Source organism: Novosphingobium sp. (assembly GCF_030696665.1).
Taxonomy (GTDB): Bacteria; Pseudomonadota; Alphaproteobacteria; order Sphingomonadales; family Sphingomonadaceae; genus Novosphingobium.
This window is the reverse complement of the sequence record NZ_JAUYRV010000047.1, coordinates 1-16887: the sequence shown is the minus strand read 5'-3', so window position 1 is coordinate 16887 and position 16887 is coordinate 1. Positions and strand designations below refer to the sequence as shown.

Sequence of the window (16887 nt, the reverse complement as noted above, 5' to 3'; positions counted from 1 at the left end):
GCCGGCAGCTGCACTTCCGCAGCGGCAGCGCTTACCCTCCAGAACCATCCCAAAGCCGCTTTACCCATAGACCAGCGCGTGGGGCCCGCGGGTTCCTGCACTGGAGGCTTTCGTACGCAAGCGCCCGAAACCCTTCGCAGATTGCGACGTTCGCTTTTAGCTGCGCAAACGTCCTGTCCCGCCGAAAGCGGTCGATCCCGATGTGCGAACGGGAAGATCGCCAAAGCTCACACTTCGCATCATCGCCGCTCGTTCCTGCCGACGACCAGCGGCAGCACCGCAGTGATAATCTGCGCGCTCACGCCAAATTGGCCGGCGGGCGTGGCCAGACCCACCCATGTTCCGGCCAGCGTCTGTCCGAACAGGACAATACCGACCAGCGTCTCGAGCAGCGCAAGCAACACAAGAAACCACAGCGCCATCGCCCCGCGCACAGCCAAGGCTGTCGGCACTTGCCAACGCCCTACCGTCCAGCGGCAAGCGAAAAACGCCGCAGCCAGCATTACCGGCACTTCCAATAACGTCGCACCGAGTGGCCCGATGCGCGGCGCGGCGAACAGTACCCGCATTGTGCCAAGGGCGAAGCCCAGCGCGAACAGCGCCAGAAAATAGGCGGTGGCCGCGATCAACGCGCGTTTCATAGCGGCTTGGCTCGGCTCGGTGGAATATGCACAGGTGAGGGGGTGTCGCCAGTCGAGACTTCCTTCAAAACCAACGTCGCCAGGTCGCGCGCGGTTCTTGCCGCTCCCATCAGGGTGGCAGACCCCGGACCGCACCAATCGCCATATCCCGCGAGCCACAGATGCGGTTCATCGAGCGATCTCTGGCCATCGACCAGCACTCTGGCATCGCTCTCGACCACACCAAGGGATTTTAGGTAATCCAGTGCAGGCCGGAACCCGGTGCACCAGATGATGGAATCGACCGCCATCTCCGAACCATCCGGCCAGACGACGCCACCGGCCGTTATGCGTTCGAAGGGACGAACCGAGCCCAGGTCTCCCCGCGCGCGTGCTTCACGGACCGGAGGAACCATGACGATGTCACCGATGCCGCCCACTGCCGTTTCGCTTGGCCCTGCCTTCATCCGCGCAACCGCACGTTCGAACAGGACGCGGCCATCTACCTCATCGGGTAGGAACAAGGGATCATGATTTGTTACCCACAGGGTGCGCGCCATGGGGGCAAGCTCCGCCACTATCTGCGCGCCGCTGTTGCCGCCGCCGACAACCAGCACTGTTTGCCCGCTATATTCTTCGGGCCGGAGATAGTGGGCGGAATGGACCTGCACGCCCTTGAAGAGATCGCGCCCCTCTATCTCAGGGATATAGGGATGCGACCAGGTGCCGGTAGCGCTTACGACCGTCCGTGCGGCAAATTGCCCCCTATCAGTCAAAATTTCCAGGCGATCGTCGGCGCGTTCTATCGCTGTCACTTGGACCGGACGATTGATGGGGAAGTCGTAGCGGGCTTCATACCGGCTGAGATAGTCCAGGACGTCATCACGCGTGGGATAGCCTTCGTGTGCGGGCGTCGGCATCAGCCATCCTGGCAGCGAGCTGTATCCCGCGGGCGAGAACAGGCGCAGCGAATCCCAGCCATGCCGCCAAGCCCCGCCTGGGCCGGCCTCGGCGTCGAGAATCAGGAAATCAGCCCCCGCGCGGCGTAGATAATAGCCAAGCGACAATCCCATCTGGCCGCCGCCGATGACGACGATGTCGTGCGAAGCGACCATCAGGCTTGAATTCGGCGGTGAAGATTATCGACCTTGGGCAGGCCACCGGGAGGAACCACCTCGCTGTCGATAAGGATGCCGGGTGCCGGTGCGCGGGTTGTAAGCCGCCGGACGGTTGACTTGCATGCTTCAAGAACGATCAGAAGAACAAGGCCCAGTCCGATCGCAAGGACCATGTCTACCAAGCGGATCGACCCGAACTTCAGCAAGGCCTGCGCCTGCGGGAGGAAGAGGATCAAGGCGGTGACACCGGCGATGGCCAAGATGACATAGCGCAAGGCCGCGTTATGGCGGACAAGCGCCTCGCCGAGCGATGCGCTGAACGAGCGATTGACCAGGATCAGCGCAACGATCTGGGCGATCAGCGCGAAGAAAATCAGCGCGCGAAGTTCTGCCTCGGGCATGCCGCCCCATGTTTCGATGAAGAACACCGCCGTCAGCATCGCAAATGCAGCACCCCCCTGAAACACACTCCAGACGATCATCGGCAATGAGAACAAGTCTTCGCCCGGATCGCGTGGCCGCCGCTGCATGATGTCGTCCTCGTCGCGTTCGGCCTCGAACACGAGCGCACAGACGGGGTCGATGACCATTTCCAGCAAGGCTATATGGATCGGGCCGAACAGGATCGGTAGTCCGAAGAACAAGGGCAGCAGTGCCAGCCCGGCGATCGGCACATGCACCGCGAAGATGAACGCCATCGCCTTGCGGATATTGTCATAGATTCGCCGCCCGAGCCGGACCGACTGCACGATCGATCCAAAATCGTCATCGAGCAGCACCATAGCGGATGCCTCGCGCGCGACATCGGTGCCGCGCTTGCCCATCGCGATGCCGATATGCGCTGCCTTGAGCGAAGGCGCGTCGTTGACGCCGTCGCCGGTCATCGCGACGATCTCGCCGCCAACCTTGAACGCCTGGACAATGCGCAGCTTTTGTTCGGGCATGATGCGGGCGAAGACGGTGACGGTCTTCAGCCGTTCGGCAAGCTGGGCGTCGTCCAGCGCGGCGAGGTCGGCGCCGGTTAGCACGTCGCCCTCCGCGATCCCCGCCTGGGTGGCGATCGACCGCGCGGTGGCGGCGTAATCGCCCGTGATCATCACGACGCGAATGCCTGCGCTGCGGCATTCGGCGATGGCGGCGACAACACTTGGGCGGAGAGGGTCGGCTAGGCCAACCAATCCGGCGAGCGTGTAGGCGTAATCATTTTGCGATTCTGCCCAATCCCGGTTCATCGGCGTTGCGGTCGCTACCGCGAGCACGCGGATACCGCGCCCAGCCATCACCTCAACAGCGTCAGTCATCGCCGCGAGCGCTTCGGGTGCGAGATGGCAGAGGCTGGCAATCGCTTCTGGCGCGCCCTTGGCGGCGATCGTCAGCGTGCCGCCGTCATCCCAGATGTTCGACATGGCGAGCAAAGCGGGTCTGAGCGCATAAGTATGTGCGAGAATGCCTGCAGGCGGCGAAATGGCCGGGACGGCAGTGCGCGCTTCATGCAGAGCGATTTCCATCGAGTCGCTTGGTGCGACTGCGCTGGCACGCGCCGCCGTTGCGATCACGCTGTGATAGGCATCAGGCACCACAGCATCTGGCTTAAGCGTCAGGGTAACGCCCGATGGCAGCCATAGCTCAGCCAGGGACATCCGGTTTTCGGTCAACGTGCCGGTCTTATCCGTGCACAACACCGTCGCGGACCCCAGCGTCTCGATCGCTGCGGCACGACGAGTCAGCACGCCGACCTTGCCAATCCGCCAGGCACCCATCGCGAGGAACACCGTCAGCACGACGGGAAATTCCTCGGGCAACATCGACATGCCGATCGCGATCCCGGCGAGAACCGCTTCGATCCAGCCGCCGCGCAACAGGCCGTAAAGCAGCACGACCAGTAGTGCGATTGCGCCGCCGCCAATCGCGCACGACGTGACGATCCGGGTCGTCTCGCGGCGCAATCGAGGAGCCTCGGTGTCGAGCGTTGCCAATGATTGGCCGATCCGGCCGATTTCGCTGTGCGGGCCGGTCGCCAGCACCCGCGCAATGCCGCTGCCGCGCGCCACAAGCGACCCTGCATAAACAAAAGGCTGGCCGTCGCCGCCGGGGCGATGCGTGCCGTCGCCGGCATCTGCGACGATCTTGCCAACCGGGAGCGACTCGCCGGTCAACAGCGACTCGTCAGTCTGCAGATCGTTCGCGTCAACCAGCACGGCGTCGGCGGCGATCCGGTCGCCCTGTTCCAGCACCAGCAGGTCATCCCGGACAACCTCCCGGCCAGGCACGCGAACGCGGGCACCATCCCTGATGACCAGTGCTCGCGGACTGGAGAGGTCGCGCAGAGCCTCCAGCACGTGTTCGGTGCGCGTCTCTTGGATCACGGTCACGGCGACAGAGAAGGTCGCAAAGCCGAGCAGGATCAACGCCTCGGTCAGGTCGCCGAGCAACAGATATGCAATACCCCCAACCAGGAGCAGTGTGAGCATCGGCTCCCGCAACACTTCCAGCACGATCCGCAGGGCGGATCGTCGTCCCGTGCGTGGCAGCTCGTTGGGGCCGTCCGCTACAAGCCGCTCGCTAGCAGCTACAGCCGTCAGGCCTTTGAATTTGCCGGGATCAATCATCGTCACCGCCTTCGCGCCCTTCGCCCCCTTCACCAGAGCCGCTGCGGTGACAGCGCGCACAGTTCTCGATGTTGCGGATGCCTTCCTCGGCATGTTCGGCACGGATCTGCGCAGGCTGGTGCTCGTGGCAGCTGAAACAGGTGTACCGGCTGGTGTCGCCACCTGTGTGGCAGGTCGAGCAGCTTGTCTTGTGTGGACCAGTGAGCGCGAAGAAGCGGCTATGGTCGAATGTCGCTGGCTTCCAGGCGGTCTGGCTGTGACAGGCGGCGCAGTTCTTGCCCGATTGCGCGTGCATTGCGGTGGGCGGCGCGCGGTGGCAGGTGGCGCACTGGCCGCGCAGCTCGGGCTTGAGCAGCGTGTGGGCGAAGCTTCGCTGCGATGCAGCTACCAACCGTGGGCCGCTATGATCGCTGTGGCAGGCGGTGCAGTTTGCCTGAGTCAGCGATTGGTGGAAGGCAATGGCATTGGCCTTGCGCCCAATCGGCGCGCCAGTCGTCGTGCGAATGCCGATATCGGGCAGCTTGTGGCAGGCGGTGCAGCGATTGGCAGATACGCCTGTGAACGGCGCATGGCATGCGAAGCAATCGCCGGCGATCGCCTTATGCGCGGGGATCAGCGGCCCCGGCGCGACCATCAGATGCGGCCATGCAAAGGTAAGCGCGATCAGGCCGCACAGGTTGAGGACGATCAGCCACAAGGCCCAACGACGGATCATCGCCACCCCCAGAACAACAAGGCCGAGATGATATGCGCAAGCGCCAGAACGCCAAACGCCAGCGTGATCGGCAGGTGGACGACGCGCCATGCCTTGACGACGTCGAAGGTCAGGCTGTCCCAGTAGGTCTTCTCTTCGAGCGCCTCGGCCGACAGTCCCTGCGCGCGAAGCTGCGTCCGCGTCGCCTCCAGTCGGGTGCGCGACCGGCCGAGCAGATATTTGCCGGTCAGACCGCTCGCGATGTTGATGAGCATAGCCCATACCGCCAGCCACGCCAGGATTGCGTTGAAATGGATGCCGGCATGGACGAGGATCAGCAGCGATCCCGCCCAGGCGAGCCGCTCATGCCAGCGCAGCAGGCTGGCGGGCTTGCCCGAACGGATCAGTTTGCGCTTGCGCATCGAATAGCCCGACGACGCCAGGATCAGCACCACCCCGGGAATGCCCAGATACCGTCCGACCCAGACAATATTGGCGAGGTGGAGGGCCGCATCGATTGCCAGTGCCGCGCCGCCCAGCGCTGCCAGCGAAAGATAGAAGGGGATGACCTCACGGCTGATCAGGCTTGTGCGGAGACCACTCATGCCGCCAGCACCAGATCGCTGGTCGGCACGGCGACGCAGGGCAGGCACCGACCCTCGGAGATGTCGAATGACGGCGGCTGGGCGTAGCGCACCGTGCCGGAGATGATCGCCGTTTCGCAGGTGCCGCAACTGCCCGATCGGCAACCGGATGGGATCGCCACGCCAGTGCGTTCGGCGAAGTCGAGCAGGTTGGTGTCCGCGCCGGTCCAGTCGAGCGTGCGTTTGGCTTGCGCGAACTGCACCGCCAATGGCGTGTCGAGCGGGATCGCTTCGATGTCCTCCGCAGACTCGATCGACGCCGGGCCAAAGGCTTCGTAATGCACGGCATCCCGCGCGACGCCCCAGTCGCGCAGTGCAGGGACGAGGCTCGCCATCATCGGCGGCGGACCGCAAACGTAGAAGTGATGCTGGCCGTGCGGCAAAATGCGCCGAAGCAGGGCAGTGTCCACAAAGCCAGTCTCGTGGAAGCGATCGGCTTTAACTTCGGTCGAGAGTGGAGCGCTCTGGACGATGGTCAGGTGGAAGTTGGGGTGGTGCTCGGCGAGCGCGATCAGATCGGCCTCGAACACCAGATCCCGGCTGTCGCGGACGCCGTAGAACAGATGAAAGGCGCGATCGGGCTGCTCTGCGAGTGCCGCGCGTGCCATCGCGAAGAGCGGCGTGATGCCGATCCCGCCAGCGATCAGGACCGTCGGGATGGCGGCATCGTCCGCAAGCATAAAGGCACCGGCGGGTGCCCGCACCTGAAGGATCGCGCCGGGCTTGACGTGTTGGTGGAGGTAGTTCGAAACTAGCCCCGGCGGCAGATAGGGCCGGTCGGGCGGGGAGAGTATGCGCTTGACCGTGATGCGATAGGCTTGTCGGTCGGGCCTGTCCGACAGCGAATAGCAGCGCGTCACCGGGCGCACACTGCCCCCGGCGTCGGGCAGATCGAACTGAAAGGTCAGGAACTGCCCTCCGCGATAGGGCGGCAGCGGTTGGCCATCGACAGGCTCGAGATAGAAGGACGTCTGGGTGAGGGCGTCGTCCTCATCCTCCCGCATGCGCACGCGAAAGGCGCGCAGTCCCGGCCAGGCTGCATTCGGAGCCGCTCGAACCGGGACTGCCTCGGGCGGCGCTGGCTTTGGCCGAAGCACGACATAGGTGATCGCCGCGACGATCTGCACCAGCAGCACCGCGCTAATTAGCCCTAGAAGTTCGAGTGCCGTCATACCGCGGTGCCGACCAGCATCCCGATCCCCGCCGTCAGCGCCATCGCCAGCGCGCCCCAGAAGGTCACACGGATCGTCGCGGCGGCGACCGGCGCACCGCCTGCGCGCGCGCCAACGCCGCCGAGCAGAGCGAGGAACAGCAGCGATGCGGTGGCGACGATGGCGACCAGCCAGTTGGAGGGGGCCGCGAACACGATCGCGAGCGGCAGGGCTGCGCCAGCTGTGAAGGTCGCCGCCGAAGTGAGCGCCGCTTGAATGGGGCGGGCGGTCGTCATCTCGGAAATGCCGAGCTCGTCATGCGCGTGCGCCGCCAGCGCGTCCTTGGCCATGAGTTGCCGGGCCACGGTGTCAGCTATCGCCGGATCCACACCACGCTTGATGTAGATGCCAGCAAGTTCCGCGACTTCGGCATCGACATCATCGGCCAGCTCGGCGCGCTCGCGCGCTAGATCAGCCTGCTCGGTATCCGATTGCGAACTAACCGAGACATATTCGCCCGCTGCCATCGACATTGCGCCCGCGACCAGCCCCGCGGCCCCTGCAACCAGAATGTCGCCGGGCTTCGAGGCCGCCGCCGCGACCCCGATGATAAGGCTAGCGGTCGAGACGATGCCGTCATTCGCGCCGAGCACCGCTGCCCGAAGCCAGCCGATGCGTGAGACGAGATGACGTTCGCGGTGGATGGCCAGTCTAGTCATCGCCGTCTTCGCCCGCCTCGCCACCGCCAGCCTCACCGGCCTCGGCATGCGCCCCGGGGACAAAGGCGACTGGATCGATCAACGTGATACCGTATGCGGCACTCCCCATCGCGACCGCCGCGATGGGGATCGCCACGCTAGCGGGCGGGCGCGCATCGCTGATGCCGGGATGTTGGTCAGCACGCTTTCGTCCCGTGACGAATGCCCTGATCAGATTGTCTTTGGTCAGCACCGACATCGCGATCACCGCAATGACATGAAGCGCGATCAGGCCGAGCAGGATGTTGCCGAGTGTTTCGTGGAGCTCCTCGCCAGCATCGCCCTGCATCGTCGCGCCGGTGTAGATGATGCCAGCGACTGTCCCGAGCAGAGCGATGATCGCTACGCCGCCTAATGCATTATGCCCGATCGAGCGCTCGGGCTTACCCGAGAACAGGCTGGCAAGATGATGGCCGATCCGACCGGGTTTGAGGAAATCGGCAAAGCGTGCATGCTCGCCGCCTACAAAACCCCAGACTAGCCGAAACGCGATGAGGACAGCGGTAATCCAACCGGCGGGGATATGCCAAGGCGCGAGCGCGCTTTCCTCTTCTGAGGACAGGAAAGCGATCAAGATCGTGACGACCAGGAGCCAGTGGAACAGCCGCACTGGCAAATCCCACACACGGATTTGTTTGGCTCTAGACGTTGCAGGGAAAGCGGCAGCGGAATGCGCAGTGTCGGGCATGGTCACCTCCATTGCGGCTACCCATCGACCATACTTCTGACAAAGACCTGACGGGCGGCTTTATCTGTCCGACGGGGCCGCCGCGAAGGTGACACGAAATAGTGCTCCGCCGCCGGGCGGGTTTTCGACCGTGATCGCTCCTCCATGCGCCTGTGCGAGCCGCTGGACGATCCCAAGCCCCAGCCCCGCGCCATCAGTCTTGCGCCGATCCTTTCGCCAGAATCGCTCGAAGATGTGGGGCATATCCTCGTCAGCGATTCCGGTACCATGGTCCCGGACGCTGATCTGCGGTCCAGGGCCAGCGGTTACCTCGATCGGCGTCGTTCCGGGCGCGTGAGACAGCGCGTTGTCGATCAGATTGCGATAGATGCGGTAGATCGCCTCGCCATGGCCCAGTGCCCTCGTATCACCAATGCACTCGAAGCGCAGATCGCGGTGGGCTTCGAACACCTTGGGTGCCATGGCGGCAACGATGTCCCGACCGATATCGGCCAGATCAACCGGCGTATCAGGTTCCCCCGCCATCGCGTCCGCCTGCGCGAGATCGAGCATCTGGTCAACGAGCCGGGTCATGTGCTGAGTGTCTGCTTGAAGTTCGGCGCGCAATTGGCTCGGCGGCAATTTGTCGAGCGACAGCTGCATGATCGACAGCGGTGTGCGCAGTTCGTGGGCGGCGTTGGCCGTAAAGCCCCGAAGGATTGCCATCGTCTCGTCCAGCCGGGTGAGCGCGCGGTTGACGGCGCGGACCAGCGTGTTGACCTCGCGCGGTTCGGGCGCAACCGACAGGCGTAGCAGCCCGTTGTCAGGATCGAGCGCATCTACTTCGGCCTCTGCACGCTTCAGCGGTCGCAGGACCTGGCGGACCGCGAAAATGTTGAACAGCAACAAGAGGAGCGACAACGGGATCAGCGGCAGCAGGACATGCTGGACGATCTCATTGACGATCACCGGCACATAGGGGCGGATGCCGTCGCCTTCGAACTGCATGAACAGCCAGCGTTGCTGTCCCTCCTGAATGACCGACCGCACACCCGAAATGCGGTAACCGCCGGCAACGCGTTCTCTTCGCGTCCAGTCCATCAAGACCCCCGGGGTGGTACTCGCGCGGTGTGGCGCTGTTGCAGGCCCATCCACTTCCGGCTCGATGTAACGGGCAGACCAGTGCTCCGCCCCCGGCGGCCCGGCCAGCAGATCGGGCGCTAGGGTTGTCCCATTTGCTGCCTTGCTCGCTTCGAGCGTCAGCAGCTCCTGCGCCAGCGATTCGGGCTGGCTGCTATACGTGAAAACGACGATGGCGACGTCGAGCAATGCGAACAGCAGCGTAAAGGCAGCCAGCCGTATCGCAATTTGCCGGAACAGTGTGGGGCCCGCCGGTCCCTTCTTGCTGTTGCCTGCTCTATCCATTCGCGGTGGCGTCATAGACGGTGACGGGTGCGAACAGTGCATAGCCGACGCCGTGGACGGTCCGGATTTGCACATCGGCTCCTGCGGCGCTCAGTCGCTTGCGCAATCTGGACATACACGCCTCCAGCGCATTGGGCGTAACTTCGGCATCCATCGAATACAGCGCGCTCTCTAGCGCGGGCTTCGCGACGACATGCCCGGCGCGCCGTAACAAGCATTCGAGCAGATCGACTTCGCGGGGGGTTGCCTCAATGGCCAGCCCGGCAACTGCCACACTGCGCTCGGCCGAATGGAGCATGACGTTGCCAACGTTCAGTTCGGTGCCGAGCGACGCGCCGGGGCGACGGAGCAGCGCGCGACAGCGTGCGGCAAGTTCGGGAATCTGGAACGGCTTGACCAGATAATCGTCGGCTCCCGCATCGAGCCCCAGCACGCGGTCATCAAGACCGCCGCGCGCGGTCAGGATCAGAATCGGCATCATATCCTGCCGTCGCCGCAGCCCGCGAACGAGATCGAGACCCTCGCCATCGGGCAGCCCGAGATCGAGCAACAGCAGATCATATTCATTGATCTTCAGCGCATGCGCCGCACCAGCGACAGTCTCGCACCAGTCGACCGCAAAGCCCTGACGGTCCAGACCTTCGCGGATTAGGCCCGCAAGGCGCGTATTATCTTCAACCAGCAATAGGCGCATTGTCGATGTCCGTCCCTTCTGCCGCCCGCTTGTAGCCGGTAATCATTGCCAGCGGCAGATTCTCATGGTGGCGGATGCTTTCGACGATCGCACCAATGACGTGGAGTGCGACGGCACCGATCAGAACGTTGGCAGATATTTCGTGCAGCGTCTCGACCCACGACACGCCCCATAAGGCGTCAAGGCCCATCATCCACCCCGTCGTGCCGACAGCCGCCAGCAGGACCAGTAACAGCACGATCATGGCCGCACCGGCAGGGTTATGTCCGAGGTAGCGTGGTTCGCGATTGCCGAGCATCGCCTTGAAATAGATGATGAGACCGCTTGGACTAGGTACAAAACCGGCGAAGCGGGCGTGGTTCCGCGCGGCAAGACCCCAGATGAGACGGACGACGAGCGCTGTCACCACGACATAGCCGACATAGATGTGCGGATTTTCCTCGTGCCGCAAAAACGTCAAGTTGGCGATGACGCCGCTCGCAACGGTCCAATGAAAAATGCGGACAATAGGGTCCCACACCCTGACCCGGCGGGGGACCGGGCCAGGGTTGGGCGTAACGGCGACGGGGGCAGTCGCGGCCACGATCAGTCGACGTTGTTCTGGACGACCGCACCGGTCACCGGATTGAAATACACCTCGGCGCGCTTGCCGTCCTTGGTGTGGGCATAGATTTCGTAGCAACTGCCCGAGACCTGAAAGACCTTGATGTCACGATAGCCCATCTTGGCGATCTTCGCCTTCATCTGAGCCTGGCTCAGCCATTTGGCAGGAGGCAGCTTGGTGCAGACGGGGGCGGCGCTGGCGATGGAGGCAACCGACAGCGCTGACGCGGCGATAGCGAGCTTGAGGAGTGTGGAGCGTTTCATGGGGGCAATCCTTTGTAATCAGGCGGGGTGGCTTGCCGCGTCCCTTTCGAACTGCGCTTGGCAACTGACGAAAAGCTGACCGATGCCAAAAAAACTGGCCCTCGCGGGTTTCCAAATTTCTGACCGCATCGTCAGCAGTGCGTCAGGACCTTATTCCAATGATCGGCCGTCGCCGCTGCCGGCGCATACCGGAGAAAAGATCATGAATCGCACTCTGTTTTCAGCCGCCATGAGCGTAGCCGTCCTATTGTCGACCAGCGCGGTTGCGGCACTGCCTGAGGCGAAACCGCTGTCTGCCCAAACGCGCGCCAATCTCGAGGCCGCGATGCACGGCGAGGCTTATGCTAATCTCAAATATCTGCGCTTCGCCGATCAGGCCGAAGCGGCAGGTAAACCTGCGCTCGCGAAGCTGTTCCGCGCATCGGCCAATATCGAGGCGAACGAGCATTTCGATCGGGAAGCCCAGGCGCTGCAACTTGGCGGCGCTAACAGTGCCAATCTCGAGGACGCGATGGCGGGCGAACATTACGAGAATATCACCATGTACGTGAACTTCGCCAAGCAGGCCGAAGCCGACGGCGACGTAAAGGTCGCGGCAATGTTTCGTCAGATTGCCGTCGACGAAGGCACGCATTTCGACGCCTACAAAGCGGCACTTGCAAAATTGGCTGATGAATAAGCTGGTAGGTTGCTGAGCCAGCAATTCGGGGGCCGACGCTTGTGCCTTGGCCGAGGGCTCCAAAGATGATTATCGTGCAATTACAGGCGCGGTAATCATCTTGAGCAAAGGAAGGATGACATCGGCAAGGCGTCATAAAAGGCGACGACGACCCCGATATGCATACCGCTGAGTATTAAGGAGCTGTTGAGACTGCTATCGTGTACTGCCGTACATCAAGGTGTATCGGATCGTAGGTATTGGAGATCGAGATAGCGGGTAACCAAGCTCACGAGCCGTTCTTCGGGTTACTGGCCACAGCATTGTGTCGATCATTACACTTTGCGCCGTGGCAGCTGTTGATTGAGCCCCATATCAGCATAGAGCGCTTCCGCCCCGGTCACGGCCAGCACCACGGAACCCAAGGCCAGAAACGCCAGCTTCGGATCAAGCAGGAAGAACGCGACCGCGTAATGCGGGCTCAGCGCCTTGAGCACTTGCGGCGCGGCAAGGATGTTCGTCACGCCCAAAGTGGCAAGCACGGCAAAATAGACGAGGATAATCGGGCCGAACAGCTTGCCCATGGCCGCAGTGCCGCGCGATTGTATGGCAAACAGGCCCACGAGCATCCCGATCGAGATAGGCAGGACAAAGCGGCCAAGGCTAGGATTGACCGTCGTCAAACCCTCCACAGCCGACGGCACCGAGATAGCCGGCGTGATGATCGCATAGCCATAAAACAGCGCTGTGGCGATCACGCCCAGCATGACGACGGCGGGCGTCCAGCGACTTTCACCCAACTTGCGCCCGATCAACGCCAGCAAGGCTAGGCTTCCACCCTCACCCTTGTTGTCGGCCCGCAGGATCACGAAGACTACTTGATTGTTACAATCAGAGTCATCGTCCAGAAGATTAGCGAGATGACCCCGAAGATGTGCGGCGCATCCACGGTGAGCGGGTGATGCCCGATGAAGCTTTCCTTCAGCCCATAGAGCGGCGAGGTGCCGACATCGCCGAACACCACGCCGATCGCTCCGAGCGCCAGTGCGGGTAGGCTCTCCCCATGATCGCTTGCATGATCGGGAATGCTGGCGGACGAGGTTGGTACGGTGCTCATGCTGCCTCGCCTATGCGCGCGCGCGCGAAATCGCCACGAGCTTTACGGAATCTTTATGCGAGCGGGCAAATTCCCCGTGGAATCTTAACGCTTTGAAGGCGCAGGGGTCTGTCCGCAATTTCTGCGGGAGCGCTTGAAATGTCATCGGTTTTTGAACGCTTGCAGAAGGGCGAGCGGTACTGGCCGGCCGAAATCGGGCTGAGAACGTTCGGTATCGTGCTGTTGGCGGGATGCGGCAAGCTGCTGCTGCTGGTCCACCATATGGTCAACTCGCCACCTTCGCATGAAGCCACGGTGGCGGAATTCGGCCTGTGCGCAGTGGCGTTTGTGGCGCTGACCTGTGGCCTTGGCTTCACGATAGAAGGGCCGGGCCTGTTCCGCTGGGTCCCGATACCTCCCCGCAGCCTGATTTCCTGATTTGTTGAAAGGACTCATCCGATGCCGGATCTCGCGTGGCTCGCCCTCTTGGGCGTGCTCTTCGTTGTCACGCTCGCCTTTGTGCGGCTGTGTGAAAAAGCCTGAGGAAGTCTCATGACTATTCCCCTTCTGCTCGCCGGGCTGACCGCTGCAGGCCTGCTCATCTATCTCGTGGCCGTCCTCGTGCGGCCCGAACGGTTTTGATCGGAGACGCGCCATGACGATTGAGGGCTGGACGCTCATCCTCCTGTTTACCGGACTGACGATTGCCTTGGCAAAGCCGGTCGGAACCTACCTGTTTGCGCTATACGAAGGCCGCCGCACGATCATGCATCGCGTGATCGCGCCGGTGGAGCGCGGCTTCTATCGCCTTGCCGGGATCAACCCTGAAACCGAACATTCGTGGCGCGCCTATGCTCTGCACATGCTGGTGTTTCAGGTTGTGCTGACACTGTTCACATATGGACTGCTGCGCCTGCAGGATGTCCTGGCGATGAATCCGCGCGGGCTGGCCGGTGTGGGCAGCGATGGTGCGATGAATACCGCGATAGCCTTTGTCACCAACACCAACTGGCAATGGTATGGCGGCGAAAGCACGCTGAGCAACCTGAGCCAGATGCTGGGCCTGACGATCCACAACTTCCTGTCTGCCGCCACCGGCATCGCGGTGGCCTTTGCGCTGTTTCGCGGTTTTGCGCGGCGCGAGACCGGCACGATCGGCAACTTCTGGGCCGATTGCACGCGCGTGACGTTGTACCTGTTGTTGCCCGTCTGCGTGATCTATGCGCTGTTTCTGGTGGCGAGCGGAGTGCCGCAGACTTTGGCGACCAGCATCGATGCGACCACGCTGGAAGGCATCACGCAGACGATCGCGCTTGGCCCGGTGGCGAGCCAGGAAGCGATCAAGATGCTCGGCACCAATGGTGGCGGCTTCTTCAACGCCAACAGCGCGCACCCGTTCGAAAACCCGACGGCGCTGACCAATCTCGTGCAGATGCTGTCGATCTTCGCGATCGGTGCTGGCTTGCCCTATTGCTTCGGTAAGGCCGTGGGCAATACCCGCCAAGGCTGGGCGATCCTGTCTGCCATGATGGTGCTTTTCGTGGCAGGCGTGGCCGTCACCTACTGGCAGGAAGCAGCGGGCAATCCGGTCCTGCACCAACTGGGCGTTGCCGGTGGCAACATGGAAGGCAAGGAAGTCCGCTTCGGCATTGCGGCCAGCGCGCTATTCTCGATCGTTACCACCGCTGCATCATGTGGTGCGGTGAACGCCATGCACGACAGCTTTACCGCGCTGGGCGGCATGATCCCGATGTTCAACATGCAACTGGGCGAAGTGATCGTCGGCGGCGTTGGGGCGGGCATCTATGGCTTTTTGTTGTTCGCGCTGCTGGCTGTGTTCATCGCCGGGCTGATGGTTGGCCGCACGCCTGAGTATGTGGGCAAGAAGATCGAATCCCGCGAAGTGAAGCTGGCGGTACTGGCCATTGCGGTTCTGCCGCTGTGCATCCTTGGATTTACCGCGATTGCCAGCGTGCTGCCTGCCGGGCTGGCCGGCCCGTTGAACAAGGGGCCACATGGCTTTTCGGAAATTCTCTATGCGTTTTCCTCGGCTGCGGGAAACAACGGCTCTGCCTTTGCCGGGCTGACCGCGGGTACGCCGTTCTACAATGCGCTGCTGGGCATCGCGATGTGGATCGGGCGCTTCTTCATGATCGTGCCTGCCCTGGCGATTGCGGGCAGTCTGGCCGCCAAGAGGCATGTACCTGAATCCGCAGGCTCGTTCCCGACCACCGGCCCGCTATGGATTGGCCTGCTGGTCGGCATCATCCTGATCGTAGGCGGCCTCACGTTCCTGCCCAGCCTCGCGCTGGGGCCCATTGCCGATCATCTTGCGATGATCTCCGGCCAGCAATTCTAAAAAGGGCTGTTGCCATGAGCACACCTACCTCGATGTTTTCGGCTGCGCTGGTTCTGCCCGCCTGCCGTGATGCTTTCCGCAAGCTTCATCCCGGAGCACTGGTGAAAAACCCGGTGCTGTTTACCACGGCTGTGGTAGCGCTGCTGCTTACCGTGCTGTTGGCGATCGGCGCTGAACCGCTGCCATTGGGCTTTCAAGTGCAGCTGATCGTCTGGCTGTGGCTGACCGTGCTGTTCGGCACCTTTGCCGAAGCGCTGGCCGAAGGGCGCGGGCGAGCGCAGGCGGCATCGCTGCGCGCGACCAAGAGCGAGCTTTCGGCCAAGCTGCTAGATGGCCGCACGGTTCCGGCTTCGCAGTTGCGGCGCGGGGATGAAGTGCTGGTCGAAACCGGTGATCTGATCCCGGCGGACGGCGAAGTGATTGCAGGCGTCGCCTCGGTCAACGAAGCGGCCATCACCGGCGAAAGCGCGCCTGTGATCCGCGAAGCAGGCGGTGACCGGTCGGCCGTGACTGCGGGCACGCGCGTCATCTCGGATTCGATCCGCGTCCGCGTGACGCAGGAGCCGGGGCAGGGCTTTCTGGACCGCATGATCGCGCTGGTCGAAGGGGCGGAACGCCAGAAGACGCCCAATGAAATTGCGCTGACAATTCTGCTGGTAGGCCTCACGATCATTTTTCTGATCGCCGTGGCGACGATTCCGGCCTTTGCCAGCTATGCGGGCGGCAGCATCCCGGTGGCCATTCTGGCCGCGCTGCTGATCACGCTGATCCCCACGACCATTGCCGCGCTGCTTTCAGCCATCGGCATTGCCGGGATGGACCGTCTCGTGCGGTTCAATGTGCTGGCCAAATCGGGCCGGGCGGTCGAGGCGGCGGGCGACGTGGATGTGCTGCTGCTCGACAAAACCGGCACGATCACCATCGGCGACCGGCAGGCAAGTGACTTCCGCGTGCTGACCGGTGTGTCGATCAATACCCTGGCAGAGGCGGCGATGATAGCCAGCCTTGCCGACGAAACGCCCGAAGGACGCTCGGTCGTGGTGCTGGCGCGCGAGAAGCACGGGATTGCGATGCAGGCCTTGCCCGAAGATGCGCAGATCATTCCCTTCACCGCGCAGACCCGCATTTCAGGCGTTCAGAGTGGTGCAGGACTGGTACAGAAGGGGGCTGTCGATGCGATCCTGCGCGCCAATCCTGACGCCGCACAAGGCGCGCAAGCCGCCGATCTTCGCCGCATATCGGAAGAGATTGCCCGCGCCGGACAGACGCCTCTGGCCGTGGCCAAGGATGGCCGCCTGCTGGGCGTGATTGCGCTGAAGGACGTGATCAAGGCCGGCGTTCGCGCGCGCTTTGCCGAGCTGCGCCGCATGGGCATCCGCACCGTGATGGCCTCTGTGCATTGTAGGGACACGGATTCACGGTAGGCATCGACGTCAGGGGTAGCGAACTATTTGCGCAGGTTCTCGATGCCAAGTTCGCGCCATATCCAAGTGAAGTCGTAGGTGGCCATCGGGTCGTTCGCGTCGA

Annotated in this window: 16 protein-coding genes and 2 pseudogenes; 5 read left to right on the top strand and 13 right to left on the bottom strand. The window is 62.8% G+C overall.

Annotated elements, in window-relative coordinates:
* Window positions 1-239 precede the first annotated feature (239 nt).
* The 12 genes from Q8R81_RS15600 to Q8R81_RS15545 all read right to left on the bottom strand — a co-directional run bounded on the left by Q8R81_RS15600 (window position 240) and on the right by Q8R81_RS15545 (window position 11247).
* Window positions 240-641 (bottom strand): hypothetical protein, encoded by a 402-nt coding sequence (locus tag Q8R81_RS15600; protein ID WP_305619442.1) that lies wholly within the window; start codon window positions 639-641, stop codon window positions 240-242.
* Entirely contained in the window at window positions 638-1735 is a 1098-nt protein-coding gene (locus Q8R81_RS15595) for an ArsO family NAD(P)H-dependent flavin-containing monooxygenase (RefSeq protein ID WP_305619441.1), read from the bottom strand. Before Q8R81_RS15595 ends, Q8R81_RS15600 begins: the two co-directional genes overlap by 4 nt.
* Window positions 1735-4347, bottom strand: coding sequence for a cation-translocating P-type ATPase (locus Q8R81_RS15590; RefSeq protein WP_305619444.1), 2613 nt, complete (start codon window positions 4345-4347; stop codon window positions 1735-1737). The genes Q8R81_RS15595 and Q8R81_RS15590 overlap by 1 nt, the downstream gene beginning before the upstream one ends.
* Window positions 4340-5062 carry a cytochrome c3 family protein gene (locus Q8R81_RS15585; RefSeq protein WP_305619440.1) on the bottom strand — a complete coding sequence of 241 codons (723 nt, stop codon included), beginning with the start codon at window positions 5060-5062 and terminating at the stop codon, window positions 4340-4342. The genes Q8R81_RS15590 and Q8R81_RS15585 overlap by 8 nt, the downstream gene beginning before the upstream one ends.
* On the bottom strand, window positions 5059-5646 hold the full coding sequence (locus tag Q8R81_RS15580) for a hypothetical protein (protein WP_305619439.1): 588 nt from the start codon (window positions 5644-5646) through the stop codon (window positions 5059-5061). The genes Q8R81_RS15585 and Q8R81_RS15580 overlap by 4 nt, the downstream gene beginning before the upstream one ends.
* Entirely contained in the window at window positions 5643-6857 is a 1215-nt protein-coding gene (locus Q8R81_RS15575) for a 2Fe-2S iron-sulfur cluster-binding protein (protein WP_305619438.1), read from the bottom strand. The genes Q8R81_RS15580 and Q8R81_RS15575 overlap by 4 nt, the downstream gene beginning before the upstream one ends.
* On the bottom strand, window positions 6854-7555 hold the full coding sequence (locus Q8R81_RS15570) for a VIT family protein (protein ID WP_305619437.1): 702 nt from the start codon (window positions 7553-7555) through the stop codon (window positions 6854-6856). The genes Q8R81_RS15575 and Q8R81_RS15570 overlap by 4 nt, the downstream gene beginning before the upstream one ends.
* Window positions 7548-8282 (bottom strand): cytochrome b/b6 domain-containing protein, encoded by a 735-nt coding sequence (locus tag Q8R81_RS15565; RefSeq protein ID WP_305619436.1) that lies wholly within the window; start codon window positions 8280-8282, stop codon window positions 7548-7550. Before Q8R81_RS15565 ends, Q8R81_RS15570 begins: the two co-directional genes overlap by 8 nt.
* 60 nt (window positions 8283-8342) lie before the next feature.
* Window positions 8343-9686 (bottom strand): sensor histidine kinase KdpD, encoded by a 1344-nt coding sequence (locus Q8R81_RS15560; protein ID WP_305619435.1) that lies wholly within the window; start codon window positions 9684-9686, stop codon window positions 8343-8345.
* Window positions 9679-10380 carry a response regulator transcription factor gene (locus tag Q8R81_RS15555; protein WP_305619434.1) on the bottom strand — a complete coding sequence of 234 codons (702 nt, stop codon included), beginning with the start codon at window positions 10378-10380 and terminating at the stop codon, window positions 9679-9681. Before Q8R81_RS15555 ends, Q8R81_RS15560 begins: the two co-directional genes overlap by 8 nt.
* Window positions 10361-10900, bottom strand: coding sequence for a cytochrome b/b6 domain-containing protein (locus tag Q8R81_RS15550; protein WP_305619443.1), 540 nt, complete (start codon window positions 10898-10900; stop codon window positions 10361-10363). The genes Q8R81_RS15555 and Q8R81_RS15550 overlap by 20 nt, the downstream gene beginning before the upstream one ends.
* A gap of 65 nt (window positions 10901-10965) precedes the next feature.
* Window positions 10966-11247, bottom strand: a complete 282-nt coding sequence (locus Q8R81_RS15545; RefSeq protein WP_305619433.1) for a PepSY domain-containing protein — start codon at window positions 11245-11247, stop codon at window positions 10966-10968.
* A gap of 82 nt (window positions 11248-11329) precedes the next feature.
* Between Q8R81_RS15545 and Q8R81_RS15540 the strand changes: the two genes are divergently transcribed.
* The gene (locus Q8R81_RS15540; RefSeq protein WP_305619432.1) at window positions 11330-11926 is read left to right on the top strand and encodes a rubrerythrin family protein; all 597 of its coding nucleotides are present in this window, start codon (window positions 11330-11332) and stop codon (window positions 11924-11926) included.
* A 347-nt stretch (window positions 11927-12273) separates the two neighbouring features.
* Here Q8R81_RS15540 and Q8R81_RS15535 read toward each other — a convergent pair.
* Window positions 12274-13022: pseudogene (locus tag Q8R81_RS15535) on the bottom strand (KUP/HAK/KT family potassium transporter); the annotation flags it as partial.
* 138 nt (window positions 13023-13160) lie between these two features.
* Here Q8R81_RS15535 and Q8R81_RS15530 point away from each other — a divergent pair.
* The 4 genes and pseudogenes from Q8R81_RS15530 to kdpB all read left to right on the top strand — a co-directional run.
* The gene (locus Q8R81_RS15530; RefSeq protein ID WP_305619431.1) at window positions 13161-13439 is read left to right on the top strand and encodes a hypothetical protein; all 279 of its coding nucleotides are present in this window, start codon (window positions 13161-13163) and stop codon (window positions 13437-13439) included.
* Window positions 13440-13553: 114 nt separating this feature from the next.
* Entirely contained in the window at window positions 13554-13643 is a 90-nt protein-coding gene (gene kdpF / locus Q8R81_RS15525; protein ID WP_305619430.1) for a K(+)-transporting ATPase subunit F, read from the top strand.
* A gap of 13 nt (window positions 13644-13656) precedes the next feature.
* Window positions 13657-15360 (top strand): potassium-transporting ATPase subunit KdpA, encoded by a 1704-nt coding sequence (gene kdpA, locus Q8R81_RS15520; RefSeq protein ID WP_305619429.1) that lies wholly within the window; start codon window positions 13657-13659, stop codon window positions 15358-15360.
* Between the two features lie 14 nt (window positions 15361-15374).
* A pseudogene (gene kdpB, locus Q8R81_RS15515) lies at window positions 15375-16748 on the top strand (potassium-transporting ATPase subunit KdpB); the annotation flags it as partial.
* Window positions 16749-16887 lie beyond the last annotated feature (139 nt).